Here is a 24,712-nt window from a genome sequence, read left to right on the forward strand (position 1 = left end):
TTCATGGCAACCCTGGCCAGCCGCGGCCTGACCCTCGGCTACGGCACCCAGACCATCATCGAGGCCCTCGACCTCGAACTACCGCCGGGTCGCGTCTCGGTCCTCATCGGCAGCAACGGCTCCGGCAAGAGCACCCTGCTCAAGGCCTGCGCCCGGCTGCTGGAACCGCGCCAGGGCCAGGTGCTGCTCGACGGCCAGGACATCCACCGGCAGTCCACCGCCGCCCTGGCCCGGCAACTGGCGGTCCTGCCGCAGACCCCGGTGGCGCCCGAGGGCATCAGCGTGCGGCAACTGGTGAGCCTGGGCCGCTATCCCTACCAGAACTGGATGCGCCAATGGTCGGCGGACGATGCCGCGGCGGTGGACAAGGCGCTGCGCCTCACCGACCTGCTGGCGTTGGCGGAGCGACCGGTGGACGATCTCTCCGGTGGTCAGCGCCAGCGCGCCTGGATCGCCCTGACCCTGGCCCAGGACACCCATTGCCTGCTGCTGGACGAGCCCACCACCTACCTGGACCTGGCGCACCAGATCGAGGTGCTGGACCTGCTGCGCCAGCTGAACCGGGAGGAGGGCAAGACCATCGTCATGGTGCTGCACGATCTCAATCTCGCCTGCCGCTACGCCGATCACCTGGTCGCCGTCCATCAGCGTCGTGCCTTCGCCCAGGGCGCACCCGCAGAGGTATTGACGGAAGCCCTGGTACGCGAGGTGTTCGCCCTGGAATGCCGGATCATCGCCGATCCCTATTTCGGCACGCCGCTGTGCATTCCCTTCGGTCGCGAGGTACCGCCATGTGCCTGAGGCCGGCCCTCGACAGCGCCCAGCGGGACGAGCTACGCACCACCTTCGGTCTGCGCGAAGCCAGTGAGCGCGACGGGCAGCACAGCCAGCCGGTGGCCGCCTGGCTGGACGCCGCACGCTGCGCCGAGTTGCTCGACGACCTGGCGGAGCGGATGGCAGCGCCTACCCGGCGGGTCGCGGCGTCGCTGTTGACCAAACGGTTGGGCTTTCTCACCACCGGGGTGGCCTTCCAGGCCCTGTCGGCCTATGACCGGCGTCTGGACCTGACGCCAGGCAATGTCTGGATCGAGGATGGCCACGTCCAGGGGCGCTGGCGATCGGCCCTGCCGTTGAGCGATACCCGGCCGCTGCCCGCCGTAGAGGATCACACCACGGCCCGAGCACTGCTGGCCCGCACCCTGTTCGGCGAGCTGCTGCGGCCGCTCTGGGAGACCCTGGCGCGGGTTGGCCGCGTCTCGCCCCGCATCCTCTGGGAGAACGTCGCGGTGCGGCTCTATTCGCTGTACGACCGGCGCCTCGCCGAACTGGAGGATCCGGCCATTCGCGCCCGCTGCGCCGAGGATTTCGCCTGGCTGCTGGCGGCCACGCCGGCGGAGCTGGGGCTGGAGACCAATCCGCTGGCGCAGTTCCGCCGGCCTGCGACGGCCAATACCCTTGGGCGCCCCGTTCGCTTCCGGCGCACCTGCTGCTTCTACTACCAGGCCACGGCGCCTGCCGAATACTGCAGCAACTGCCCGCTGATCCGCCCCCGGGAGGCCGCATGCCCGGCCCCCTGAGCGAGCTGCCGGCCGAACTGATCGCCGGGTACGCCGAGGTAGCTGCCTCGACCCTGGGCCATCTCGGGCGCACGGGCTATCTGCCCGAACTCAAGCCGGTGGTGGCCAATACGCGTCTGCTGGGCCGGGTGGTGACGGCGCGCATTCCCTTACCCCATGGCGCCCTGTTGCGCGAGGCTCTGATCGCCAGTCGCCCGGGCGACGTCCTGGTGATCGAGGCCGTGGGCGATCCCCACTGCGCCTGCTGGGGCGAATTGCGCACCCTGGCCGCCTTGATCAAGGGCCTGGCCGGCGTGGTGGTGAATGGCGCCATCACCGACGTCCAGGCGCTTCGTCAACTCGGCCTGCCGGTCTTCCACCGCCGTATCAGCGCCGTCACCACCCAGGGTGGCGAGGCGCTGGGCGAATTGAATGTCGAACTCCAGCTCGGCGAGACCCGCGTTTGCCCCGGTGACCTGGCCCTCGGAGACGACGATGGCCTGTTCGTCCTGTCGCCCGCGCGGGCCGCAGCCTTGCTGCCCGGTGCGCTGGCCAAGGAGGCCGCGGACCAGGCACGGCGCGCGCAGCTGCTACAGCGGCTGACCGAAGGGCGCTGAAGCCGCTATTCCGGCTTGGTGCCGATCTGCTCGCGCAACAACTCTAGGTAGCGGCGCGCGCCCAAGCCCAGGGGGCGATTCTTGATCCAGATGACGTCGATCCAGCGGCGGATCTGGCTGGCCATGTTGTCGAATTGCACCTGCTCGAGCAGGCCGGCGGCGATCAGCGGCCGCACCAGCGGGTGGGGCAGATAGGCCCAGCCCAGCCCGGCCTGCACCAGGTCCAGCGTCGCCAGGTAGCTGTCGGTCAGCCAGACCCGTTGCGACAGCACGATCTGCGGGTCCGAGGCATTACGGTCGCCCCCGGCCACCACGATCTGGCGGGTATCGGCCATCAGCGTTTCGCCCAGTGGCCGATCCTGGCGGGAGGCGGGATAGCCGGGCGCGGCCACCGCCGTGAGCAACTGGCTCCCAGCCTCGGCGAAACCTTCCAGCGCGTTGATGCCCGGGCGCTCGAAGATCAGCGCCATGTCCACGCTGCCCTCGTGCAGCAGGCGGATCGCCTCGGCGCGGGCGGCCGAGCGGATCTCGATTTCCAAGGCCGGAAATTCCTCGGCCAGGGTCATCAGCGGGCGGCTCCAGGCGCCGGTCTGCAACTCCGGCGCCATCACCAGCACGAAGCGCCGTTCCAGCCCCGCATGCAATTGCAGGGCATGGGCGTCGAGCAGCGTGAGCTGGCTGGCCACCTGCCGCGCCTGGGGTTCGAGGGCGCGCGCGGCGGGGGTCGGCAAGGCCTTGCGGGTGGCGCGATCGAACAGCACCAAGTCCAGCTCGGCCTCCAGTTGGGAGATCGCCATGTTCACTGCGGAGGGCACCCGCCCCAGCACACGAGCCGCGGCGGAAAAGGAGCCCTCGTCGATCACGGCGAGAAAGACCCGGAGCGCTTCGCTGGTAAAGGCCATGGTTGTCAATTTCGTTGATAACGATCGTCTTTTTGTATCAGCCAGACCGGCTTAGAGTCCAGCAGACCACAACGGAGACAGCCACATGAGCGAGTCAATGGCGGGCCAGGTGGCCCTGATCAGCGGTGCCGGCAGCGAAGCCGGTATCGGCATGGCGATCGCCCGGCGCCTAGGCGCGGCGGGGGCGCGGTTGATCGTCACCGCCAGCAGCGCCCGGATCGCGGAGCGGGTGGCGGAGTTGCGCGCCGCCGGCTTCACCGCCGAAGGCCGGGCGCTGGATCTCACCGAGGAGACGGCCGTTGGCGAGTTCTGCCAGTGGGCCGAGGCGCGCTGGGGCCGTATCGACATCCTGGTCAACAATGCCGGCATGGCCATGCAGGGCAATCCCGAGCCCCTGGTCGAGGTGGCGCGGATGACCCTGGCCGACTGGAATCTGACCCTGGCGCGCAACCTGACCACGGCCTTCTTGCTGACCCGCGCCGTGTTGCCCGGCATGCAGGCGCGCGGCTATGGCCGCATCGTCCATGTCAGTTCCGCCACCGGCACCCGGGCGGGCATTCCGCAGGCCGCGGCCTACAGCGCGGCCAAGGCGGCCATGGTCGGCATGAACATGAGTCTGGCGCTGGAGGTGGCCGGGCAGGGCATCACGGTCAACGCCGTGGCGCCCGGCTGGATCGAGACCGCCTCCAGCCTGCCGGAAGAATTGCAGGCCGCGACCCGGGTGCCCGTGGGCCGCGCCGGTCGTCCCGCCGAGGTCGCCGCAGCGGTGGCCTTCCTGGCTTCGCCCGAGGCCAGCTACATCACCGGGGAATACCTAGTGGTGGACGGTGGCAACAGCCGCATCGAAAACAAGGGGGCCTGACATGCAGCCAGTCGTGCTGATCAGCGGGGTTTTGGGGGGCATCGGCCAGGCGGTGCGTGCGCACTTTCTGCAGGCCGGCTGGCGGGTCTTCGGTACCGATCTCGATGGCGCGGCCCTGGCGGCGCTCGAGGCCGAAGGTGGCCTTGCCGGCCAGCACGCCGCCGACCTGCGCCAGGCCAGCGCCAGCCGGGAGGTGGTCGCCAGCGCCCTCAACCGCCTTGGTCGGCTCGACGCCTTGGTCAATTGCGCCGGTGTCTGGCGCGAAGGCCCAGCCGAGACCTTCAGCGAGGAAGACTTCGACCTGGTGCTGGACGTCAATCTGAAGGCCAGCTTCTTTCTCTGCGCCGCGGCCATTCCCGCGCTGCGGGACACCCGGGGCGCCATCGTCAACCTGAGCAGCGATGCCGGTTGCCAGGGCAATCGCAATGCCGCCGTCTACTGCGCCAGCAAGGGGGCGGTGACCCTGATGACCAAGGCCCTGGCCCTGGATCTGGCGCCCAGCGGGGTGCGCTGCAACAGCATCTCCCCCGGCGATGTGGCGACGCCCATGCTGAGCTTTCAGGCCGAGCGCTATGGCGACGGCAATCCCGCCGCCTACCTGCAGGACCTGTTGGCCAAGTATCCGCAAGGTGAAGCGGCGCGCTTCATCCAGCCCGAGGAGGTCGCCGAGCTGGCCTTTTTCCTGTGCCAACCCGCCGCCCGCTCCATCACCGGCGCGGACCTGGCCATCGATTGCGGCGTCTCGGCCGGGCACTGAGCCCGAGCCGATTCGCCCTCCACCCCAAGAGGAGTCCGAAATGACCACCAGTGGTATCAGCGAAGCCGCCGTGCAGAGCTTCGTCGCGGCCGAACGCGAGCGCTTCCTGGCGCGCAATCCCAAGTCCCTGGCCCTGGCCGAGCGCGCCCGGCACTCGCTGTTCGGCGGTGTGCCCATGCACTGGATGAACGACTGGTCGATGCCCAGTGCGCTGTTCGTCAGCCATGCCCAGGGCTCGCGCTTCCATGACGTCGATGGCCACGAATACATCGACTTCTGCCTGGGCGACACCGGCAGCATGTTCGGCCATTCACCGGCGCCCATCGCCCGGGCCCTGGCCGAGCAGGGCGCCCGCGGACTCACCACCATGCTGCCCGGCGAGGATGCCGTGGTCGCCGGGGAACTGCTCGCCGAGCGCTTCGGCCTGCCATTTTGGCAGGTAGCGACCACCGCCACCGATGCCAACCGCTATGTCATCCGCTGGGCGCGCGCCATCACCAATCGCAAGATGCTGCTGGTGTTCGACGGCTGCTATCACGGCACCGTCGACGATGTCATGGTGCGCCATCAGGAGGGGCGTACCGTGCACCGCGGCGGCCTGATCGGCCAGGCCCACAACCTGGCCGAGACCAGCCGGGCGGTGCCCTTCAATGACCTCGCGGCGCTGGAGGCGGCACTGGCGAAAGGCGACGTCGCCGCGCTGATCTGCGAGCCGGCCATGACCAACATCGGCATGGTGCTGCCCGCCCCGGGGTTCATGGAGCAGGTCCGCGCCCTGACCCGGCAGTACGGCACCCTGCTGATCATCGACGAGACCCATACCCTGTCCACCGGTCCCGGCGGCTGCACCCGTGCCTGGAATCTCCAGCCGGACTTCATCACCTTCGGCAAGCCCATCGCCGGGGGCGTGCCCTGTTCGGCCTATGGCTGCAGCCACGAGATGGCCCAGGCCATGCGCCTGGCGCAGCAGCATGCCAGCGAGACCAGCCACGGCCATGGGCACAGCGGCATGGGCACCACGCTGTCGGCCAATGCCCTGGCCATGCGCTGCCTGCGCGTCAGCTTGGAAGGGGTCATGACCCCGGCCGCCTATGCACGGATGCTGCCGCTGGCGGCGCGACTGGCCGCCGGCCTGCGCGAGGTGATCGCCCGCCATGGCCTGGCCTGGTCGGTGACGGAGCTGGGCGCCCGCTGCGAATTCCAATTCTGCGCCACGCCGCCCACCACCGGCGCCGAGGCGGAAGCCGCCTTCCACGACAGCCTGCAGCAGGCGCTGCACCTCTACCTGATCAACCGGGGCATCCTCATCACCCCCTTCCACAACATGACCCTGTGCTGCCCGGATCTCGAAGCGGCGGACGTCGACCGCCTGCTGGCCACCCTCGACCAGGCTCTTGGCGAGCTCCTGGCGTTGCCCAGCGCCCGGGAGTGTCAGCCATGAACTTCGCCGACGCCCAGGAAGCCCGTGACTTCCTCGCCGCCCACCCCGAGGTGCGCAGCATCGAACTCATGCTGATCGACGCCAATGGCGTGCCGCGCGGCAAGCTGCTGCACCGTGACGAATTGCTGGCCATCTACGAGGAGGGCCGGCCGCTGCCCAGCTCCATCCTGGCGCTGACCCTGCAGGGGGAGGACGTCGAGGCCACCGGCCTGGTCTGGGAGGTCGCCGATGTCGACTGCTGGACCTATCCGCTGCCCGGCAGCCTGACCCTGCAACCCTGGCGCAGCACCCCGACCGGCCAGGTGCAGGTGAGCATGCACCCGACCCAGGGCCTGCCGGCCACCCCCGCCGATCCCCGGCATGCCCTGGTACGGGTGATCGAGCGGCTGCAGGCCGACGGCTTCCAGCCGGTGATGGCGGTGGAGCTGGAGTTCTATCTGCTCGACCGCACCCGCGACGCCCAGGGCCGGCCGCAACCGGCGCTGCAGATGAATGGCGTACGACCCGGCTCGCCGCAGGTCTATGGGGTCTACGAACTGGAGCAGCTGCAGCCCTTTCTCGACGACCTCTACGCCGCCTGCGAGGTACAGGGCCTGCCGGTGCGCACGGCCATCTCCGAATACGCCCCCGGCCAGCTAGAACTGACCCTGCTGCACCGCGTCGATGCCATTCAGGCCATCGACGAGGGCATTCGCTACAAGCGCCTGGTCAAGGGGGTCGCCAACCGTCATGGCCTGCAGGCCTGCTTCATGGCCAAGCCGTTCGGCGACCAGGCCGGCAGTGGCCTGCACCTGCACGTCAGCCTGGCGGATGCCGCGGGCAACAACCTCTATGCCAGCGAGGATCCGCAGGGCACGCCACTGCTGCGCCACTCCATCGGTGGCATGCAGCACCGGATGCTGGATGCCCTGGCGATCTTCTGTCCCAACGCCAACTCCTACCGCCGCTTCCAGGCCAACAGCTATGCGCCGCTGGCCAAGAGCTGGGGGGTCAACAACCGCAGCGTGTCCCTGCGCGTACCCGGCGGTCCGGCCAGCAGTCGCCACATCGAGCACCGCATCTGTGGCGCCGATGCCAATCCCTATCTGGCGGCCGCGGCCATCCTCGCCGCCATCCATGAAGGCATCCGTGACGAACGCGATCCGGGGCCGGCCACTGTCGGCAATGGCTACGAGCAGGCCACCGACTTCCTGCCCACCGACTGGCTGACCGCGCTACAGGCGCTGGAGCGCTCCAGCTGGATCCGGGAGGCACTGGGGGAGCGCTTCATCGAGGTGTACCTCGCCATCAAGCGCTCGGAGTACCGGCAATTCATGGCCGAGGTGGGCGAGCAGGACTGGCGCTGGTATCTGACCCACGCGTGAGGGCGGTCAGCCAGCCTCGCCCGGCACGGCGGTGATGCGGTTGATGGCGATGATGCCGCCGTTCCAGATCATCTCGACCGGCGCCGCCTGGATGACAGCGGTGACCAGCCGGGGAGTCAGTAGCGCCCAGCAATGACCCGCGGCACGGCGTACCGAGCGATAGCGCAGCCCCGGGCAGCCAGTGCGTTTGGCGGCGGCGCCCAGGCTGCGCGCCGCACCATAGTCGTCGGGCTCATAGATGGGATCGGCGGCGTCCAGCACCAGGGCGTCGCGCAGTCCCTGGTCGGAAAAGCTCACCGTCAGATTGTGGAAGACGAAGCGCTCGTACTTCAGCGTCGGCACCTTCGACCAATAGGCTTCCTGGTGATGGCGAACCTCGGCCAGCGCCGTATCGGCGTGATCGGCAAGATAAAGAACGCCGAAGCTGCCATCGCTGAAGCGTGAACCTGCAGGGTTGACGTGGGTGAAGGGGGCCGTTGCATAGGAACAGCCAGGAATGCCGAAGGGAATCTGGTCACGCGGGATCAGCTCCAGACGTCCCAGCTCGTTCTGCAGACGCGGGTTGGTCAGCGCCTGGAGTTGGTAGAGCGTTTCGAAATCTTCGGTATCGGCTACGTCATCGAATAGAGCGATGGGTGGAAACTTGGAGTTGACCAGCCGGCGTCCCTGCAGAGGCGCGCCCTTGAGCAGCGGCAGATCCTCCAGCTTTACCACCCTGCACCTCGCAGCACGTCGATACGCCGGAAGGTTTCGTACAGGGCGATCATATCGCCCTGGGCCATGATCTCCAGGGGCGACCGGCCATTGAAGAAGTCGTTGTGGTTGCCCATGGCGACGAAGCCATAGACGTTTTCCGGATTGTCGAAGACCACGCGCAAGGCGGAATGAATGTTCAGAACCAGGCTGATACGTTGCAATTGATCGGTATCCAGGCTGACCGACCACGCCGGATCCTTCTGCAGTGCGCGCGCATAGGTGCTGCGTGAGATACGCAGGATGCGGCAGCTTTGTTCGCTGGAGGCCTGCCACCTGTCGAGGATGTTGAGCGCTGTCCTGAGGCCAACGGTACCTTGGCTCTTCGAAAAGTCAGCTGTCGCGATGGCCGCCTGTAGCATGGCAATGCTCCTCAATCTGCAGATTTAAATACATCAATATTGTGTCTGCAGATAAAGTCCGTCGGTCTCGTCTTCTCTAGCGGTCGCGCTTGCGACTCTCCAATGCCGTCCGCCATTGCTCATCCCGCCGCGAGGACCGTCGATGCAGACGCTCGTCCAGCAGGGCGAGCGCCTTGGCGTGCTCCCCGGCGCGCATGAGCGCAACCAGCAGGGTGTCTTCGATGACCTCGCGCTGGGCGCCACTGCCGCCGATGCGGGCGACGTCCCCGCGCAGCGGTTCCAGCAGCCGGGCGCAACCTGGGTAGTCCTCCTCGGCAAAAGCCAGCAGGGCGCGGCAAAGCAGAGGGACTACCGGTCCGGCGGCCAGGCCGCCGTCGCGCAGGCGGCTTTCCAGTCCAGCGATACGGGCTTCCACCGCCAGACGATCCCTGATCGCTGCGGCGATCAGCGCCATATGGACGTCGGCGAAGGCCAGTCCCGGTTGCTGGAACAGCCCCTCCGCACTGGCGGCGGTGGCCTGCCAGAGCTCGGCGGGCACCTCATGGCCATAGAGTCCCAGGCGCCAGAGAAAGGAGGCGTTGTCGCTGACCCGATTGAGCGGGCCGGCGGTGGACGCCGCTGGCGCCACGAAGCGCTGATAGAGGTCCAGCGCGCCCTGGCTGTCACCCTGTTCCAGGGCCACCAGAGCGCCGTGCCAGGCGATATGTCCATGCAGGGTGCCATGGCGCGGATACTCGGGCAGCCAGCCGGCGATCAGGGCCTGCGCGGCCTGACTGTCGCCGGATTCGTGCAGGACATGGGTCAGGGCATGGGCCGCATTGACGTTGTGACGGCGCAGCTCGAGCGCCCGCTCGGTGAGCACTCGACCGCGGACCACATCGCCGTTCTCGCCATGGGACCAGCCGCGGTAGGTCAGGAACCACCAGTCGTCCGCGGCGAAATGGCGGGCATGGCGTTCGCAGAGGTCGACCCGCGCCTGGTCATGATCGGCCCGCCCGGAAAACGCCAGCAAGCCAAAGGCCCCCAGAGGCAGGCCAAGGATCAGGATGTCGCGTGGCCAGCGCTCGGCATGTTCCAGCGCGCCCTGCAGCGCCCGCGCGCCTTCCCCGCCGATCAGTCGCCGCAAGACCTCGACATGGCTGCGCTCGCGCTCCGTGCCAAGCCGCTCGACCAGCCGCTGCGCCCGCGCGATGGTCTCCCGGGCCGCGCCGGCCTGGTTGTCGATCAGCTGCAGCCGCGCCCGTGCTGCCAGCGCCAGGGCGAAATCAGGATCGGCCGCGATCGCCTCGTCGAGCGCCTCGGCTGCCCCGGGCCAGAGCGACAGCAGCAGGTCGACACCGGCCTGGTAGCGCTCGGCGGCGTGGGCGGAAGGGGTGGACAGGGGATGGTCGTAGCGGTCGGTGCAGGAGAGAGGCATGAGGGTGTTTCGATCTTCAAGCGAGGAGGCGCCACTGCCCAGCAACGGTCAGCGGCTTCGAACACCCTAGATAGCAGGCGGCCACGGGTACGGCTAGCGCCCGCGGCTCATGGCGGCTTGAGAGAAGCTCATGAACGGCAGACGGGTGCGTCCGTCCACCGCTTGCACAGCGGCGGCTAGTAGCGGCGCGCTGCGCGTCCTGGGATACGGTGGCTTCGCCGCCTGGCCCGTCGCCCGACCTAAACGGCGCTGCGACTTGCCAACCACGCCCGCCACCCACCATGGTCGGTAATGTCCTCGGCGCCGGCCAGGCCGTAGGGCTCGCAGATGAAGCCGGTTTCCCAGCTGCCATCGGCCAATTCCACCTTGCCCAGGCCGAGCGGGGCGGGGATGCCGGTGAGAAAGCTGCCCAGTTCGCTGCTGGGCAGCTCCCAGACTTCCACCTCGATGGCGGCGCCGTCTTCGGCGACCCGAACCATGCCCGGACGGAGCGGCGGGCCGCCGGCCAGGGCGTGGAGGCGATAGTGCGGCGCGCTCCGGGTCAGGGCGAGGCGTCGGCCGCCACGGGCGAGCAACTGGCCGTTGAGCGGCAGTCCCTGCAGGTGGGCACCGCAGACCACCAGGCGGGCGCGGTCATGGCGGGCAGGGCGTGCCGGCAGGCTGGCGTCTTGGAGGGCGCCGCCAACCAGGGGCAGGCCCTGGGCGTCCTGCAGGGCCGCGGCCAGGCTCAGCAGGTACTGGTCGGTGAAGACCCGGCCGAACAGCGTCACGCCCCAGGGCAGTCCATTGGTCATGACACCGGCTGGCACGGCCACGGCGGCGTAGTCCAGCAGGTTCATGAAGTTGGTGTAGTAGCCCAGGTCGGCGTTGCGGGCGACCGGCTCGGCGGCCAGTTCGGCCAGGGTCACCGGCCGCGGATAGGTGGGGGTGAGCACGCAATCCAGCTCGGCCAGCAGGGCATCGCACTGGGCTTTCAATGCCTGCAGGCGATAGCCGGCGCGAAAAGCGTCCACTGCCGTGGTGCCGGGCGCCTTTTCCAGCACGGCGCGGATCACCGGCAGCACCGCGTCCGGTTCGGCCTCGATCAGGTCGCCGGCCACGCTGTAGCGCTCGGCCACCCAGGGACCCTCATAGAGCAGGCGCGCGGCTTCCAGGAAGGGCGCAAGATCCAGCGGCACGGCTTCGCCACCCAGGGCTTCCAATTGCGCCTTGGCGGCCGCGAACAGCGCCGGGCTTTCCGGGCAGCCGAGGAATTCCAGCTGGGTCGGGACGCCGAAGCGAAAGGGCCGCGGTCGGCCGAAGGCACTGGCGTCGTTCCACTGCGCATTGGCGCGGCTGTAGGGGTCGCGCGGATCGAGGCGGGCGGTGAGCGCCAGCAGGGTGCTGGCTTCGGCGGCGGTGGCGGTAAAGAAGGTCACGCAATCCAGGGTCTGGCAGGCGGGCACCACGCCGGCGGTGGACAGCAATCCCTTGCTGCCCTTGAGGCCCACCAGGTTGTTCAGCCCCGCGGGTACGCGCCCCGACCCGGCGGTGTCGGTGCCCAGGGCGAAGCTGGCGACGCCCAGGGCCACGGCCAGGGCCGAGCCGGCACTGGAGCCGCCGGAAGGATAGGCCGGGTGGACGCTGTTGCGGCAGGCGCCATAGGGCGAACGGGTGCCGTTGAGGCCGGTGGCGAACTGGTCGAGATTGCACTTGCCGAGGGGCACGGCGCCCAGGGCGACCAGCTGCTCCACCAGGGTCGCCGAGCGCTCGGGCACATAGGCATAGGCCGGGCAGGCCGCCGTGGTGGGGATGCCGGCGAGGTCGATGTTGTCCTTGATGGCGAAGGGGATGCCATAGAGCGGCAGCTCGGCGGGATCGCGGTCGTCCAGGGCGGCGAGATAGGGCTCCAGCTCGGCCGGGGTCAGCAGGTGTATGAACAGCCGGTACTCGGGATTGAGCTGGGCGGCTCTTTCCAGCAGTTCAGCGATGAGGACTCGTGGTGTCTGGGTACCGGCGGCATAGGCGGCGCTCAGAGTGTCGAGGCGCAGATCGAATGTCATGGTGGCTTCCTTCACGTCTTGTCGATGACCAGCAGGCGCTGGCCGGCGCGGATCGGCGAGCCGGGCTGGACCTGCAGGTCGTGGATCCGGCCGCTGCAGGGGGCGAGCAGCGGGATTTCCATCTTCATGGACTCCAGGATCAGCAGCGGCTGGCCGGCTTCCACCTGATCGCCCGGCTGCACCTGGGCCTGCCAGAGATTGCCGGCCACCGGGCTTTCCAGGGCCAACTGGTGGCTGGCGAGGGGGGCGTCTTCGGTGGCTTCGACGGCGGCTTCCTGGCTGTCGAAATGCGCCTGGCCGGAGTCGATCCAGCGTTGCCGCTCCGCGGCGAAGGCGCTCTGCTGGCGCCCGCGAAAGGTGGCGATGCCCTCGGCTTCGCGGGCCAGAAAGGCCTGGTAGTCGGCCAGGGACAGTTCGCTCTCTTCGATGCGCAGAGGTACCCGACCCAGGGGGAAGTCGGCGCGGATGCGCAGCAATTCCTCCGCCGAGACTTCATGAAAGCGGATCTGATCGAAGAAGCGCAGCAGATAGGGTTGGCCGTGGAAGGCCTCGACTTCGCGATAGCGATTCCACATCTGCAGGGTGCGCCCGACGAACTGGTAGCCGCCGGGGCCTTCCATGCCATAGACGCACAGATAGGCGCCGCCAATGCCCACCGAATTTTCCGCGGTCCAGGTGCGCGCCGGGTTGTACTTGGTGGTGACCAGCCGATGGCGCGGATCCAGGGGGGTGGCCACCGGTGCACCCAGATAGACATCGCCCAGGCCCATCACCAGGTAGCTGGCGTCGAAGACGATGCGCTTGACCGCCTCCAGCGACTCCAGGTCATTCACCCGGCGGATGAACTCCAGGTTGCTCGGGCACCAGGGGGCGTCCTTGCGTACCGTTGTGGTGTATTTCTCGATGGCCAGGCGGCAGGCCGGATCGTCCCAGGACAGCGGCAGATGGACGATGCGCGAGGGTACCCGCAGGTCCTGGGCATCGCCCAGCGCCTGCCAGCAGCGACTGACCGCCGCCAGCAACTCGGCCAGGGGCAGGGCCTCGGGCTGGTAGTGCACCTGCAGCGAGCGGATGCCGGGGGTGAGCTCGCACAGCCCGGGCAGCGCCAGGGCGGCCAGCGCCTGCATCAGGCCGTGGCCGCGAAAGCGCAGGGCGAGGTCCAGCTCCGGTGGGCCGATCTCCAGCAGCAGATGGGTATCCCCGGAAAGCCGCGCCACCAGGCGCTCGGCGCCCTGGCCCAGGTCCAGGTCCAGGACCACGGGATCGCCACGCTCGGGCGAGATGGCGATCTCCGCCTGCGGCTGCAAGCCGCTTTCCTCGGCCAGACGTGCCAGCTGCAGACGCCGCGCGGTGGCCAGGTCCACCGGCAGGAAGCGCACACGGTCACCGGCCTTGAGCTGGCCCAGTTGCCAGAGATCGGCCTCGATCACCGTGACCGGGCAGACGAAGCCGCCCAGGCTGGGGCCGTCCGGGCCAAGGATGACCGGCATGTCGCCGGTGAAGTCCACGGCGCCGACCGCATAGGGATTGTCGTGGATGTTGGAGGGGTGCAGACCGGCTTCGCCGCCGTCTTCGCGGGTCCATTCCGGCTTGGGCCCGATCAGGCGCACACCGGTACGACTGGAATTGAAGTGCACCTCCCAGTCGGTGGCGAGAAAGAGTTCCAGATAGGCCGGGCTGAAATAGTCCGGCGCGCCATGGGGGCCATAGATGACGCGCAGGGTGCGGGTCTCGGCGAGCTGGGTGGTCAGGGCGGCGGGTAGCCGGGCCTCCGTGTGCGCGTCGGTCAGCGGGTGCAGGTGCAGCACGTCACCGGCGCGCAGGGCGCGGCCACCGTGGCCGCCGAACTGGCCAAGGGTGAAGGTGCTGCGGCTGCCCAGGTATTCGGGCAGGTCCAGACCGCCTTTCAGGCAGAGATAGCTGCGGGCGCCGGCGCCGGTGATGGCGCCCAGTTGCAGAATGGCACCCGCGGGTACGCGAAAGACGCTGTCCATGGCCTGGGGCTGGTCATCCAGCAGGATCGGCAGCGCCGCGCCGGTGACCGCCACCACGGCCTCGGTGTTGAATCTGAGGGTCGGGCCGGCCAGGGTGATTTCCAGGGCGGCCGCGCGGCCGTCGTTACCGAGCAGGCGATTTCCCAGGCGCAGGGCGCGGTCGTCCATGGGGCCGGAAGGGGGAATGCCCACCGACCAGTAGCCGAGGCGCCCGGGGGCGTCCTGCACCGTGGTCTGGGTGCCGGCGCTGAGCACCTCCAGGGTGGTGGCCTGGTAGGTCAGGCCTTCCAGGCAGCGGGTCCAGGGCTGGCCGCTGGCGAAGGGCGGGGCGGCGAGGATCTGCCGCAGGTAGTCGCCGTTGGTTTCCACGCCATAGAGCCGGCTTGCGGCCAGGGCCTGGTCGAGACGCTGCCGAGCCGAGTCCCGGTCCGGGGCCCAGGCGATGACCTTGGCCACCAGCGGATCGAAATAGGGCGGGATCTCGCAGCCGGCCTCGACCCAGGTGTCCAGGCGCAGCGCCCGGCCATCCGCCGGTGGAAAGTCGACCTGGGTCAGCAGGCCCGGGCTGGGCTGGAAGTCGCGACCCGGGTCTTCGGCATAGAGTCGCGCCTGGATGGCATGGCCCTGGGGCCGCAGCCCCGCGGCGAGGGTTGCCAGCGGCGGCAGGTCGCCGGCGGCCAGTTCGATCATCCAGCGCACCAGGTCCACGCCCCAGACCTGCTCGGTGACGCCGTGCTCGACCTGCAGCCGGGTGTTCACCTCGAGGAAGTAGAAACGGTCGGCGGCGCTGTCGTAGACGAACTCCACGGTACCGGCGCTGCGATAGCGCACCGCGCGCGCCAGCTCCAGCGCGGCGGCGCAGAGCGCCTCGGCCATGCCGGCCGGCAGGTTGGGCGCCGGGGTTTCCTCCAGCACCTTCTGGTTGCGGCGCTGTACCGAGCAATCGCGCACGCCCAGCGCCAGGACCTCGCCCTGACCATCGCCGAACACCTGCACCTCCAGGTGCCGCGCCCGCTCGATGTATTTCTCCAGGAAGACGCCGGCGTCGCTGAAGTTGTTCTGGCCCAGCCGGCGCACGGCGTCGAAGGCCTCGGCGAGTTCAGTGTCCGTGCGGCACACGCGCATGCCGATGCCGCCACCGCCGGCAGTGCTCTTGAGCATCACCGGATAACCGATCGCACGCGCGGCCGCCAGGGCCGCCTCCAGGGTCTCCAGCAGCTCGGTGCCCTCCAGCAGCGGTACGCCCTGGCCGCGCGCCAGGGCTCGCGCCGTGTGCTTGAGTCCAAAGGTGCGCAGTTGCTCGGGGGTGGGACCGACGAAGGCGATGCCGGCGGCTTCGCAGGCTTCGGCGAAGGCGGCGTTCTCGGAGAGGAAGCCATAGCCGGGGTGGATGGCCTGGGCACCGCTCTGGCGCGCGACCTCGAGCAGCTTGGCGGTGTCCAGGTAGGTGGCCGCGGCGGCGCCTTCGCCCAGGCTGAAGGCCTGGTCGGCCTCGCTGACATGGCGGCTGGCGCGATCGGCTTCGCTGTAGACGGCGACCGCGGCGACGCCCAGGTCGCGCAGGGTGCGCTGGATGCGGCAGCTGATGGCGCCACGGTTGGCGATGAGCAGGGTGGTGAACATTCGAGGCGTCCTCGAAGGCGGCGGGCCGTCCCGCCAGATAAAAGCTCTCGGGGTCGTCCCCAAGAGGCCGCGCGAGGGCGGTGGGTCAGTCGGCGTCTAGCGCTTGCCGCGGTAGCCGTAGCGTCCGGCGCGGACTTCACACAGCCGATAGAGGTGCGGCCGCAGCCACTGCCAGAGCTGGCGTACGCGGGTCAGTCCCATAGCAGCACCTCGGCCGGGGTGGGATTCCAGCCGTTGCAGGGATTGTTCAACTGCGGGCAGTTGGAGATCAGCAGGATGACGTCGGTCTCGGCGCGCAATTCCACGTACTTGCCGGCGCCGGAGATGCCATCGGCGAAGGTCAGGCCGCCATCCGCGGTCACCGGCACGTTCATGAAGAAGTTGATGTTGGCGCCGATGTCGCGCTTGCCCAGGCGCCCGTCATGGCCACCGGCGCAGAGGAAGTTGTCGCGGCAGCTGTGCATCTGCCGGCGGTCGAGGGCGTAGCGCACCGTGTTGCTCTCCTGGGAACAGGCGCCGCCCAGGGTGTCGTGGCGGCCACAGGTGTCGGCGACGATGGTCAGCAGCGGATTGCCCAGGTTGGAATAGAGCACGCTGCCGGTCGACAGATAGACCCGGCCCTGGCGTCTCAGGGTGCGCTGGGGATCGTAGCGTTCCTGAGGATTGGCGGCGGCGTAGAAGAGGGTGTCCACCGCCTGGTTGCCTTCCAGGTCATGGATGCGCAGGGTCTGGCCGGCCTTGACCTCCTTGAGATAGGGCGCTCCGGCCGGCAGGACGGCGCGGTAGCTGGCATCTTCCGGGCGTTTGGTGCTGGCGATCAGATTCATGGCGGGGCCTCAGAGGAAGTAGCGGGCGGTGTTCTGGAAGGCGCGCTCGTTTTCCGGGCGCGAGGTGCGGCAGCGATCGGCCGCCTCAGGCGCGGCGCGCAACTGGGCGAGATCGACCGGGCGTGGTGCATAGACCGGATCCGGGTCCAGCGGATGCTGCAGGGCGGTCAGCACCACCAGGGTGTTCATGGGCGCATACAGCTCGACCAGATCGCCGGCGCGGGAGTTGCCGGGCACGAAGGCAAAGGCGCCCTCGGCATCCACGTCCACCCGGCTGAACAGATTCAGGGTCATCAGCAGGTCTTCCAGCCCCAGGCCCCACTTGGCCAGCTCCACCAGCAGGTTGTCGGTGCCGTTACGGTGGAAGCCGTTGCGCAATTCTTGGTAACGCCCCGCGCCGTATTTTTCGGCCACCTCGGCGGCATTGGCCACGCCGCCGAAGCTGTCGTGCCAGCCGCAGGTGTCGCGCACCACGGCCGCCAGCACCCGTCCCATGTCGGAATAGAGGCAGTGTCCGGCGGTGAGACGGGCGGTGTGCTGGCCCTTGAGGGTATCCGGCAGATTCAGCCGCTCGCTGCGGTCATCGGCATTGAACAGCAGCAGGCTGACATTGGCGCCGCCTTCCACGTCGGTCAGGCGCAGGGTCTGGCCGCGGCGCAGGATGAAGGAGGCGGTACCGCCGCCGGGGACGCGTTCCTGGTAGAGCAGTTCTTCAGTCATGGGCAACCTCGTCAGATAAGGGCCGGCCGCGTCCCGGCCGCATGTACGGGCGGGGTCTTGGCGGTCAGGGGCAGGTCGTAGGTGATGCGGGCGCCATAGGCGCCGGGGGCTTGCGGGTCCTGGCGGACCTTGTCGAACACCAGCACCCGGGTGGCCAGGCTGAAGCCCTCGTGCAGGTCATGGGTGACCATGAACACCGTGAGCGGGCGCTCGTGCCAGAGCTCCAGCAGCAGGGCGTGCATGTCCTTGCGGATGCCGGGGTCGAGGGCGCCGAAGGGCTCGTCCAGGAGCAGGATGCGCGGCCGGACGATCAGCGCCTGGGCGATGGCGAGGCGCTGCTGCATGCCGCCGGACAGCTGCCCCGGGTACTTGCCCAGGGCCTGGCCCAGGCCGACGCGCTCGAGCAGGGCGGCGGCCTGTTCCCGGGCCTGGCGCTTGGCCGTACCCAGCAGCCGGCCGAGCAGCGGGGACCTGGGCAATTCCAGGCCCAGGGCGACGTTGTCCAGCACGCTCAGGTGGGGAAAGACCGAATAGCGCTGAAAGACCACGCCCCGCTCGGGATCCGGTTCCGCCGACAGCGGCTGACCATCGATGCGGATCTCGCCCCGGCTGGGGCGCTCCTGACCGAGTAGCAGACGCAGGAAGGTGGACTTGCCGCAGCCGGAGGCACCGACCAGGGCGCAGAATTCGCCTTCACGCACCTGCAGGTTGAGGCCTTCGAGCACCACCTGCTCGCCGTAGCGTTGCCAGAGATTGCGGACCTCGATCATCAGCGACCCTCCCCGTACCAGGGAAAGGCGCGTCGCGTCAGCAGGCGCAGACCGGCGTCCAGCAGCCAGGCCAGCAGGGTGATCCAGGCCACATAGGGCAGGATCACGTCCATGGCCAGGTAGCGCCGCACCAGAAAGATGCGATAGCCCAGGCCGTCGGTGGCGGCGATAGCCTCGGCCGCGATGAGAAACAGCCAGGCGGCGCCCAGCTGCAGCCGCAGGGCGATGAGCAGGCGCGGCAGCAGTTGCGGCAGTACCAGGCGCAGGATCACCGTCCAGCTGTTGGCGCCCAGGGTCTGGGCCTTGATCAGCAGCTCGCGGGGCAACTCCCGGGCGCGCTGGTCGAGCTCACGGATCAGCACCGGGGTGACGCCCACCACGATCAGCATCACCTTGGCCAATTCGCCCAGGCCGAAGACGATGAAGAGAATCGGCAGGATCGCCAGGGGCGGGATCATCGAGAGCACCGTCACCAGTGGCGACAGCGGCGCGCCGACCAGGGGCAGGCTGCCCGCGGCGATGCCCACCACCAGGGCGATCAGCGCGGCGATCCCCAGGCCCAGTCCCAGGCGTTGCAGGCTGGCCAGGGTGTCCTGCCAGAACGGATAACCCCCGGTGCGCACGTCGGCGGTAAAGGCCAGGCGCTGCACCGCATCGGCCATCTGCGCCACGCTGGGCAGCAGCTTGTCGTTGGGGTTCTCCGCCAGCCGGGTGGCCGAGCCCACCAGATAGAGCAGGGCGAGCAGGGCGAAGGGCAGCAGGACCAGCAGGAGCCGGCCACCCCGATCGGGATGCCGATTGATGAAGCGCATGGGCGTCGTCCTCGCGGCGGGGCTCAGAGCTTGCCGTCGGCGGCCAGCTGTACGAAGGTCGGATCGAAGCGCAGCTTGAGATTGCCCGCGTCCCCGCTGGTCTTGCCGCCCGGATAGGCGATGCCGATGGCCTCGGCGCTGGGCGCGCCCTGGCCCAGCAGGCCGTGTTCGAAGGAGAAGTGGGCGATGCGCTGCATGGTGGTGGGCAGCGCGGGGTCCTTGACGAAGGCCAGGGCCTCGGCGGGCGTGGCGAACAGCCGGGTCTTGTCCAGCTGCGCCTGGAAGCCGGCGAGATCGGTGCCCGAGGCCTTGGCCATGGCTTCCAGGGCCGCCTTGCCCTTGGCATCGTGGGCCTGCATCAGTGCCATCATCTCGAACCAGGCACCGGTCAGCGCCTTGCCCAGGGCGGGGTTATCCTTGAGCGTGGCGGTGTTCACCACCAGCATGTCGAGGATCTCGCCGGGAATCTTGCTGGAATCGAACACCTCGGTGGTGTCGGGCTGGGCCTTGACCTCGGCCAGCAGCGGATTCCAGGTCACCACGTTGCGCACGTCAGGCGTCTGGAAGGCGGCCACCATGTCGGCATCCGAGGTGTTGACGGTGGTCAGGTCCCTTTCGCTCAGCCCCACGCTCTGCAGCGCCCGCGCCAGCAGGTAGTGGGAGACGGAGAATTGCACCAGGTTGACCTGCTGGCCCTTGAGGTCGGCCAGGGTCTTGCCCTTGCCCTTCATCACCACGCCGTCGTTGCCGTTGGAGTAGTCGCTGACGATCAGCGCCGTGCTGTCCACGCCGCCCGCGGCCGGAATGGTCAGGGCGTCCATGTTGGTCATGGCGCAACCATCGAACTGGCCGGTGGTGTATTGGTTGATGGATTCGACGTAGTCGTTGAGCTGCACGACCTCGACGTGGATGCCGTATTTCTTGGCCCACTTGTCGATGATGCCCTGGGCCTGGGCTTCGCCCCAGGGCATCCAGCCGGCATAGATCGTCCAGCACACCTTGAAGTCGTCGCGCGGCGCCGCCTGAGCGGTGGCACCAAGCAGCAGGGAACAACCGAGAACGAGCGAGGCGAGCAGGGGATGGCGCATGGGACCTCCAATAGGATGGACGACGGGACAGGAGCACGCGACTGGCGCTGTGTCTCCCGGGCTTTTGTCCCGCCGTGTAACCCCATCAGAGGTCGACGACTCTCGGACCAGACACCCGCACGAGCGAGTCGGAACCCTAGTCATCCATTGCAGATTGTGGTGCATCAAACCGGCTGACCGGTGCTCCTGCACGCTATGGTCTTTGCCAGATGCGTGCCAGTTGCCTCCAGGCCCCGTGCCATGCTGGTTCTTTGCCATGACGGCGCTGCGCTACCGGCCGCGCCGCCCCGTTGCAGTGCATCGTAGTGGCTTGATGCACTGCTTTGACTCAGCGTCCCAGCGCCGCGATCAGCGCGTGGCGGAAGGCATTGACCGCCGGTGGCAATTCGCGACCCGCCATGCTCTGCAACTCGATCCGCCGCGCCGCCAGGCCCTCGTCCAGCAACGGCAGGGCCACCAACTGGCCCTCGCGCAGCCGGCTGCGCAGGCTCAACTCGCTGAACAGGCCGACCCCGGCGCCCAGCGCGGCGAAGCGATAGAGCGCCTGCATGTTGTTGCTCACCAGCACCGGCTCGAAGGACAGGCCCTGGACGCCACAGCAGATGTCGAATAGCTGGCGGATCGTCGTGTCCGGCGTCGGCAGCGCCAGGGGATAGGGCTGCAGATCGACCAGGGCCAGATCGGTGCGGCTGGCGAGCGGGTGGTCGGGAACGACGATCGCCTTGATGGCGCCACTCAGGGTGGCCTCGACGCGGATATCCGGCTCGGGCCTCAGGCTGAAGGTCAGCCCCAGGTCGGCATCGCCTTCCTGGACGCGGCGGGTCACCACGGCGGGGGCGCAGACCTCCAGAGAAAAGTGGATGCCGGCGTAGCCCTGGCGAAAGGCGGCGATCACCTCGGGCAGGAAGTCCAGCGAAAAGCCTTCGGTGGTGGCCAGGCGCACCTGACCGCGGCGCAGGTCGGCCAGGCCGCGCAGTTCGGCCGCGACCTGTTCGCTGGCCAGCTGCGCCTTGCGCGCATGCACCGCCAGACGCTCGCCGGCGGCGCTTGGCACCACCCCGCGAGCACGGCGTTCGAGCAGCGGCGTCTCCAGTTCGCGTTCCAGCTTGGCGATCTGGCGACTCACGGCACTGGCCGCGACATTGAGCCGTTGGGAGGCTTCGCTGATGGAGCCGCAACGCACCACCTCGAGGAAATAGCGCAGGGCGGTGGACTGGATTCCGTAGGGCTGCATGGAGCCTCCTTTGCCGAAAAGGCATGGCTTGCATCTAAATATTCTGCTTGTGGCATGGGATGGCAAGACCTAGAGTCGGGTCAAGAGACCAATAACAGGCTTCAGCAAGAACTCCTTCCCCGCGCTTCGCGGACCTGCCTTTGACCAACCACCGCCCCGGAGACAGACGGCATGGGACTCAAAGGTTTCGCTTGTGGCATCGCGTTTTCTCTCTTCCTGGCCCAGGGCCAGGCCTTCGCCGGCAAGGCCAACGACACCCTGGTCTACGCCTCCGACACCGAACCCGAAAACGTCAGCCCCTATCACAACGATGCCCGTGAAGGCGTCATCCTCGCCCACCTGGCCTGGGACACCCTGATCTACCGCGACCCCCAGACCGGCGAATACAAGCCGATGCTGGCCACCCACTGGCAGCAGGTCGATCCGCTGACCCTCGACTTCGATCTGCGCCAGGGCGTGACCTTCCACAACGGCGATCCCTTCACCGCCGATGACGTGGTCTTCACCTTCAACTATGTGGCCTCGCCCGAGGGCAAGGTGGTCACCCAGCAGAACGTCAACTGGATCAAGAGCGCCGAGAAGCTGGGCGAATACAAGGTCCGCCTGCACCTCAAGCAGCCGTTTCCAGCCGCGCTGGAATACCTGGCCAATCCCTTGCCCATCTATCCCGGCAAGTATTTCCAGAAAGTAGGCCTGGCGGGCTTCGCTCAGAAGCCGGTGGGAACCGGGCCCTATCGCATCGTCGCGGTCACCAGCGGCCAGGGCGTCACGCTGGAACGCAATCCCGACTACTTCAAGGACAGCCCCCAGGGGCAGCCACGCATCGGCCATATCCAGTTCCGCGTCATTCCCGACGCCGAAACCCGACTCGCCGAACTCATGACCGGCGGCATCGACTGGGCCTGGCGCGTGGCGCCGGACCAGGCCGAGCAACTCAAGGCCGCGCCCAATCTCACCGTGGAGAGCGGGGCCAGCATGAGGATCGGCTTCCTCAGCATGGATGCCCAGGGCGCCTCCAGCCCGGATTCGCCCTTTGCCAAGGCCGAGGTGCGCCAGGCGGTCAACTACGCGATCAACCGCAAAGCCATCGCCAGTCAGCTCATGGGGGGCGGCAGCCAGCCGCTGCAGGTGGCCTGCTATCCGGAGCAATTCGGTTGCGACGCCAAGGCGGTGCCGGGGTACCCCTACGACCCGGCCAAGGCCAAGGCGCTGCTCAAGGCCGCCGGCTACCCCAACGGTTTCAGCACCGAGATCTTCGCCTACCGCGACCGCGACGTGGTCGAGGCGCTGATCGGCGACCTGCGCGCGGTGGGCATCGACGCCAAGCTGCGCTATCTGAAATACGCCGCGCTGCGTGACCAGCAGCGCGCCGGCAAGGTGCCCATGGCCTTTCTCGCCTGGGGCTCCTTCTCCATCGCCGATGCCTCGGCGGCCACCGGCGTCTATTTCAAGGGCAATGCCGACGACGTGGCCAAGGATCCCCAGGTGATCGACTGGCTCAAGGTGGCCGACACCGCCATGGACCCGGCCGTGCGCAAAGAGAACTACCGCAAGGCGCTGCAGCGGATCGCCGAGCAGGCCTACTGGGCGCCGGTGTTCAACTATTCCATCAACTATGCCTTCACCTCGGACCTGGCCTTCCAGCCCTATCCGGACGAGTTGCCGCGATTCGCCCTGGCCCACTGGAACTGATCCGTCCCGGCGCCCCGCACGGGGGCGTCTCTCGCCGAGGAGCCGAGCATGTCCGCATACCTCCTGCGCCGCCTGGGTATCGCCCTGGCCGTGGCCTTTACCGTTTCCCTCATCAGCTTCTTCCTGCTGCACCTGTCCGGCGATCTGGCCACCGCCATCGCCGGCCCCGAGGCCACCGCCGAACAGATCGAGGTGGTGCGTCATCAGCATGGACTCGATAAACCCCTGGCGACGCAGTACGTCGAGTGGGTCGGGCAGTTGCTGCGGCTGGACCTGGGGCAGTCGTTTTTCTTCCAGGAGTCGGTGCGGGATCTCATCGCCAGCCGCCTGCCCATCACCCTGACCCTGGGCGCCATCGCGTTGCTGGTGGCACTGCTCATCGCCATCCCGCTCGGGGTGCTGGCCGCGGTCAAGCGCGACACCTGGATCGACCGCCTGGCGCTGACTCTGGCGACCTTTGGCCAGGCGATGCCCAGCTTCTGGTTCGCCCTGGTGCTGATCGTCGTCTTCGCCGTGACCCTCAAGTGGCTGCCGGTGTCCGGCAATACCAGCTGGCAGCACTTCATCCTGCCGGCGATCGCCCTGGGCTACTACGCCACCCCCTCGCTGATGCGCCTGACCCGCGCCGGGATGCTCGACGTGCTGGGCGCCGACTACATCCGCACCGCCCGGGCCAAGGGCCTGAGTCCGGCACGGGTGCTGTTCAAGCACGCCCTGCGCAATGCGCTGATCCCGGTGGTGGCCCTGGCCGCCGTGGAGTTCGGCTTCATGCTGGGCGGCTCGGTGGTGATCGAGGCGGTGTTCTCCCTGCAGGGCATTGGCCAGCTGGCCTGGGACGCCATCGCCCGCAACGACTTCCCGGTGGTGCAGGCCATCGTTCTCTTGATCGCGTTGATCTACATCGTGCTGACGCTGCTGGCCGATCTGCTCAACGCCTTGCTCGACCCGCGCATTCGCGTGCGCTAGGAGGCCCCATGACCGTCGCCAATCCCTTCGTGCTCGACGACTATCTGCCCCCACGGCCGACCCTGGGTCGCCAGCTGCGCCGCTGGTTCGGCCACCGCGGCTTCGCCCTCGGCGCCGTACTGCTCGTCATCATCGTGTTCGCCGCCCTGGCCGCACCCTGGCTGGCGCCCCACGATCCCTATGCCCAGGACGTGATGCAGCGGATGAAACCACCGGTATGGATGGCCAAGGGCACCTGGGCCCATCCGCTGGGCACCGACAAGCTCGGCCGCGACTACCTGTCCCGCCTGCTCTATGGCGCACGCATCTCGCTGTTCATCGGCCTGGCCGCGGCGCTCATTTCCGGCGCCATCGGTACCCTACTTGGGGTGCTCGCCGGCTATTACGGTGGCAAGGTCGATGCCCTGGTGAGCTACCTGGTGACCACTCGCCTGGCCCTGCCGGTGGTGATGGTGGCCCTGGCCGCCGCCTCCCTGGTGGGCGGCTCGCTGAAGGTCGTGGTGATCCTGCTCGGCTGCCTGCTGTGGGATCGCTTCGCCGTGGTGGTGCGCGCCGCGGTGCAGCAGATCCGCGACGCCGAATACGTCGCCGCCGCCCAGGCCCTGGGCTGTTCATACTGGCGGGTAATCGTCGGCGAGATCCTGCCCAACCTGCTGGGGGCGCTGATCGTGGTGATCACCCTGGAGATGGCCCACGCCATCCTGCTGGAGGCGACCCTGTCCTTTCTCGGCGTGGGCGTGCAGCCGCCGTTGCCGTCCTGGGGGCTGATGATCGCCGAAGGCAAGCCCTACATGTTCTTTTCGCCCTGGGTGATCGCCATCCCCGGGATCGCCCTGATGCTGCTGGTGCTGGCCATCAACCTGGTCGGCGACGGCATCCGGGATCTGGCCGCGCCCAGCGGGCGCAACTAAGC

General features: G+C 68.3%; 22 protein-coding genes and 1 riboswitch. Of the genes, 10 read left to right on the plus strand and 12 right to left on the minus strand.

The features are described from left to right. The first annotated feature begins 3 nt into the window (after positions 1–3). Genes QKY98_RS20475 through QKY98_RS20485 form a run of 3 tightly spaced genes read left to right on the plus strand, consistent with a single transcriptional unit; the run spans position 4 to position 2,173 of the window. Complete coding sequence (locus tag QKY98_RS20475) at positions 4–801, plus strand: ABC transporter ATP-binding protein (protein ID WP_074583674.1); 798 nt, start codon at positions 4–6, stop codon at positions 799–801. Then, on the plus strand, positions 792–1,577 hold the full coding sequence (locus tag QKY98_RS20480; protein ID WP_074583675.1) for an IucA/IucC family C-terminal-domain containing protein: 786 nt from the start codon (positions 792–794) through the stop codon (positions 1,575–1,577). The genes QKY98_RS20475 and QKY98_RS20480 overlap by 10 nt, the downstream gene beginning before the upstream one ends. Next, positions 1,562–2,173: an RraA family protein gene (locus QKY98_RS20485; RefSeq protein ID WP_074583676.1), complete on the plus strand. Its 612-nt coding sequence runs from the start codon at positions 1,562–1,564 to the stop codon at positions 2,171–2,173. Before QKY98_RS20480 ends, QKY98_RS20485 begins: the two co-directional genes overlap by 16 nt. Positions 2,174–2,178: 5 nt before the next feature. On the opposite strand, the gene QKY98_RS20490 is transcribed toward QKY98_RS20485, so the two are convergent. Beyond that, positions 2,179–3,075, minus strand: coding sequence for a LysR family transcriptional regulator (locus QKY98_RS20490; RefSeq protein WP_027599324.1), 897 nt, complete (start codon positions 3,073–3,075; stop codon positions 2,179–2,181). Positions 3,076–3,160: 85 nt separating this feature from the next. Here QKY98_RS20490 and QKY98_RS20495 point away from each other — a divergent pair, with 85 nt between their 5' ends. Genes QKY98_RS20495 through QKY98_RS20510 form a run of 4 tightly spaced genes read left to right on the plus strand, consistent with a single transcriptional unit; the run spans position 3,161 to position 7,499 of the window. Then, positions 3,161–3,937: an SDR family NAD(P)-dependent oxidoreductase gene (locus QKY98_RS20495; RefSeq protein ID WP_115945709.1), complete on the plus strand. Its 777-nt coding sequence runs from the start codon at positions 3,161–3,163 to the stop codon at positions 3,935–3,937. Position 3,938: 1 nt separating this feature from the next. Further along, entirely contained in the window at positions 3,939–4,694 is a 756-nt protein-coding gene (locus QKY98_RS20500; RefSeq protein ID WP_284671493.1) for an SDR family NAD(P)-dependent oxidoreductase, read from the plus strand. Between the two features lie 40 nt (positions 4,695–4,734). Then, positions 4,735–6,135, plus strand: a complete 1,401-nt coding sequence (locus tag QKY98_RS20505; protein ID WP_284671494.1) for an aspartate aminotransferase family protein — start codon at positions 4,735–4,737, stop codon at positions 6,133–6,135. Then, positions 6,132–7,499: a glutamine synthetase family protein gene (locus tag QKY98_RS20510; RefSeq protein ID WP_284671495.1), complete on the plus strand. Its 1,368-nt coding sequence runs from the start codon at positions 6,132–6,134 to the stop codon at positions 7,497–7,499. Before QKY98_RS20505 ends, QKY98_RS20510 begins: the two co-directional genes overlap by 4 nt. A 6-nt stretch (positions 7,500–7,505) precedes the next feature. Here QKY98_RS20510 and QKY98_RS20515 read toward each other — a convergent pair whose 3' ends face one another. From QKY98_RS20515 to QKY98_RS20565, 11 genes are all read right to left on the minus strand, one after another. Beyond that, positions 7,506–8,213 carry an RES family NAD+ phosphorylase gene (locus tag QKY98_RS20515; protein ID WP_284671496.1) on the minus strand — a complete coding sequence of 236 codons (708 nt, stop codon included), beginning with the start codon at positions 8,211–8,213 and terminating at the stop codon, positions 7,506–7,508. Next, entirely contained in the window at positions 8,207–8,614 is a 408-nt protein-coding gene (locus tag QKY98_RS20520; protein WP_077172832.1) for an antitoxin Xre-like helix-turn-helix domain-containing protein, read from the minus strand. Before QKY98_RS20520 ends, QKY98_RS20515 begins: the two co-directional genes overlap by 7 nt. A 76-nt stretch (positions 8,615–8,690) precedes the next feature. Next, a complete protein-coding gene (locus QKY98_RS20525; protein ID WP_284671497.1) occupies positions 8,691–10,031 on the minus strand; it encodes a tetratricopeptide repeat protein in 1,341 nt (446 codons plus the stop codon). A 239-nt stretch (positions 10,032–10,270) separates the two neighbouring features. Further along, the gene (atzF, locus tag QKY98_RS20530; RefSeq protein ID WP_284671498.1) at positions 10,271–12,073 is read right to left on the minus strand and encodes an allophanate hydrolase; all 1,803 of its coding nucleotides are present in this window, start codon (positions 12,071–12,073) and stop codon (positions 10,271–10,273) included. 11 nt (positions 12,074–12,084) lie between these two features. Beyond that, a complete protein-coding gene (gene uca / locus QKY98_RS20535; RefSeq protein ID WP_284671499.1) occupies positions 12,085–15,690 on the minus strand; it encodes an urea carboxylase in 3,606 nt (1,201 codons plus the stop codon). 191 nt (positions 15,691–15,881) lie between these two features. Continuing rightward, positions 15,882–16,517, minus strand: a complete 636-nt coding sequence (locus tag QKY98_RS20540) for an urea amidolyase associated protein UAAP2 (protein WP_027599332.1) — start codon at positions 16,515–16,517, stop codon at positions 15,882–15,884. 9 nt (positions 16,518–16,526) lie between these two features. Next, positions 16,527–17,237 (minus strand): urea amidolyase associated protein UAAP1, encoded by a 711-nt coding sequence (locus QKY98_RS20545; RefSeq protein ID WP_115945699.1) that lies wholly within the window; start codon positions 17,235–17,237, stop codon positions 16,527–16,529. 11 nt (positions 17,238–17,248) lie between these two features. Beyond that, the gene (locus tag QKY98_RS20550) at positions 17,249–18,007 is read right to left on the minus strand and encodes an ABC transporter ATP-binding protein (protein ID WP_027602321.1); all 759 of its coding nucleotides are present in this window, start codon (positions 18,005–18,007) and stop codon (positions 17,249–17,251) included. Continuing rightward, a complete protein-coding gene (locus QKY98_RS20555) occupies positions 18,007–18,819 on the minus strand; it encodes an ABC transporter permease (RefSeq protein WP_027599335.1) in 813 nt (270 codons plus the stop codon). The genes QKY98_RS20550 and QKY98_RS20555 overlap by 1 nt, the downstream gene beginning before the upstream one ends. Positions 18,820–18,842: 23 nt before the next feature. Continuing rightward, positions 18,843–19,907, minus strand: coding sequence for a putative urea ABC transporter substrate-binding protein (locus QKY98_RS20560; RefSeq protein WP_042134133.1), 1,065 nt, complete (start codon positions 19,905–19,907; stop codon positions 18,843–18,845). Between the two features lie 51 nt (positions 19,908–19,958). Further along, a riboswitch (guanidine-I (ykkC/yxkD leader) is annotated at positions 19,959–20,058 on the minus strand. A 177-nt stretch (positions 20,059–20,235) separates the two neighbouring features. Continuing rightward, positions 20,236–21,141, minus strand: coding sequence for a LysR family transcriptional regulator (locus QKY98_RS20565; RefSeq protein WP_044341864.1), 906 nt, complete (start codon positions 21,139–21,141; stop codon positions 20,236–20,238). 171 nt (positions 21,142–21,312) lie between these two features. Here QKY98_RS20565 and QKY98_RS20570 point away from each other — a divergent pair, with 171 nt between their 5' ends. The 3 genes from QKY98_RS20570 to QKY98_RS20580 are packed head-to-tail and all read left to right on the plus strand — an operon-like array spanning position 21,313 to position 24,710. Next, positions 21,313–22,833 (plus strand): ABC transporter substrate-binding protein, encoded by a 1,521-nt coding sequence (locus QKY98_RS20570; RefSeq protein ID WP_027602319.1) that lies wholly within the window; start codon positions 21,313–21,315, stop codon positions 22,831–22,833. A 48-nt stretch (positions 22,834–22,881) separates the two neighbouring features. Beyond that, entirely contained in the window at positions 22,882–23,799 is a 918-nt protein-coding gene (locus tag QKY98_RS20575) for an ABC transporter permease (RefSeq protein WP_007161747.1), read from the plus strand. A gap of 8 nt (positions 23,800–23,807) precedes the next feature. Continuing rightward, positions 23,808–24,710 carry an ABC transporter permease gene (locus QKY98_RS20580; RefSeq protein WP_284671500.1) on the plus strand — a complete coding sequence of 301 codons (903 nt, stop codon included), beginning with the start codon at positions 23,808–23,810 and terminating at the stop codon, positions 24,708–24,710. The last annotated feature ends 2 nt before the right edge of the window (positions 24,711–24,712 follow it).

It is taken from the genome of Pseudomonas sp. HR1 (genome assembly GCF_030175875.1).
GTDB classification, from domain to species: domain Bacteria; phylum Pseudomonadota; class Gammaproteobacteria; order Pseudomonadales; family Pseudomonadaceae; genus Chryseomonas; species Chryseomonas oryzihabitans.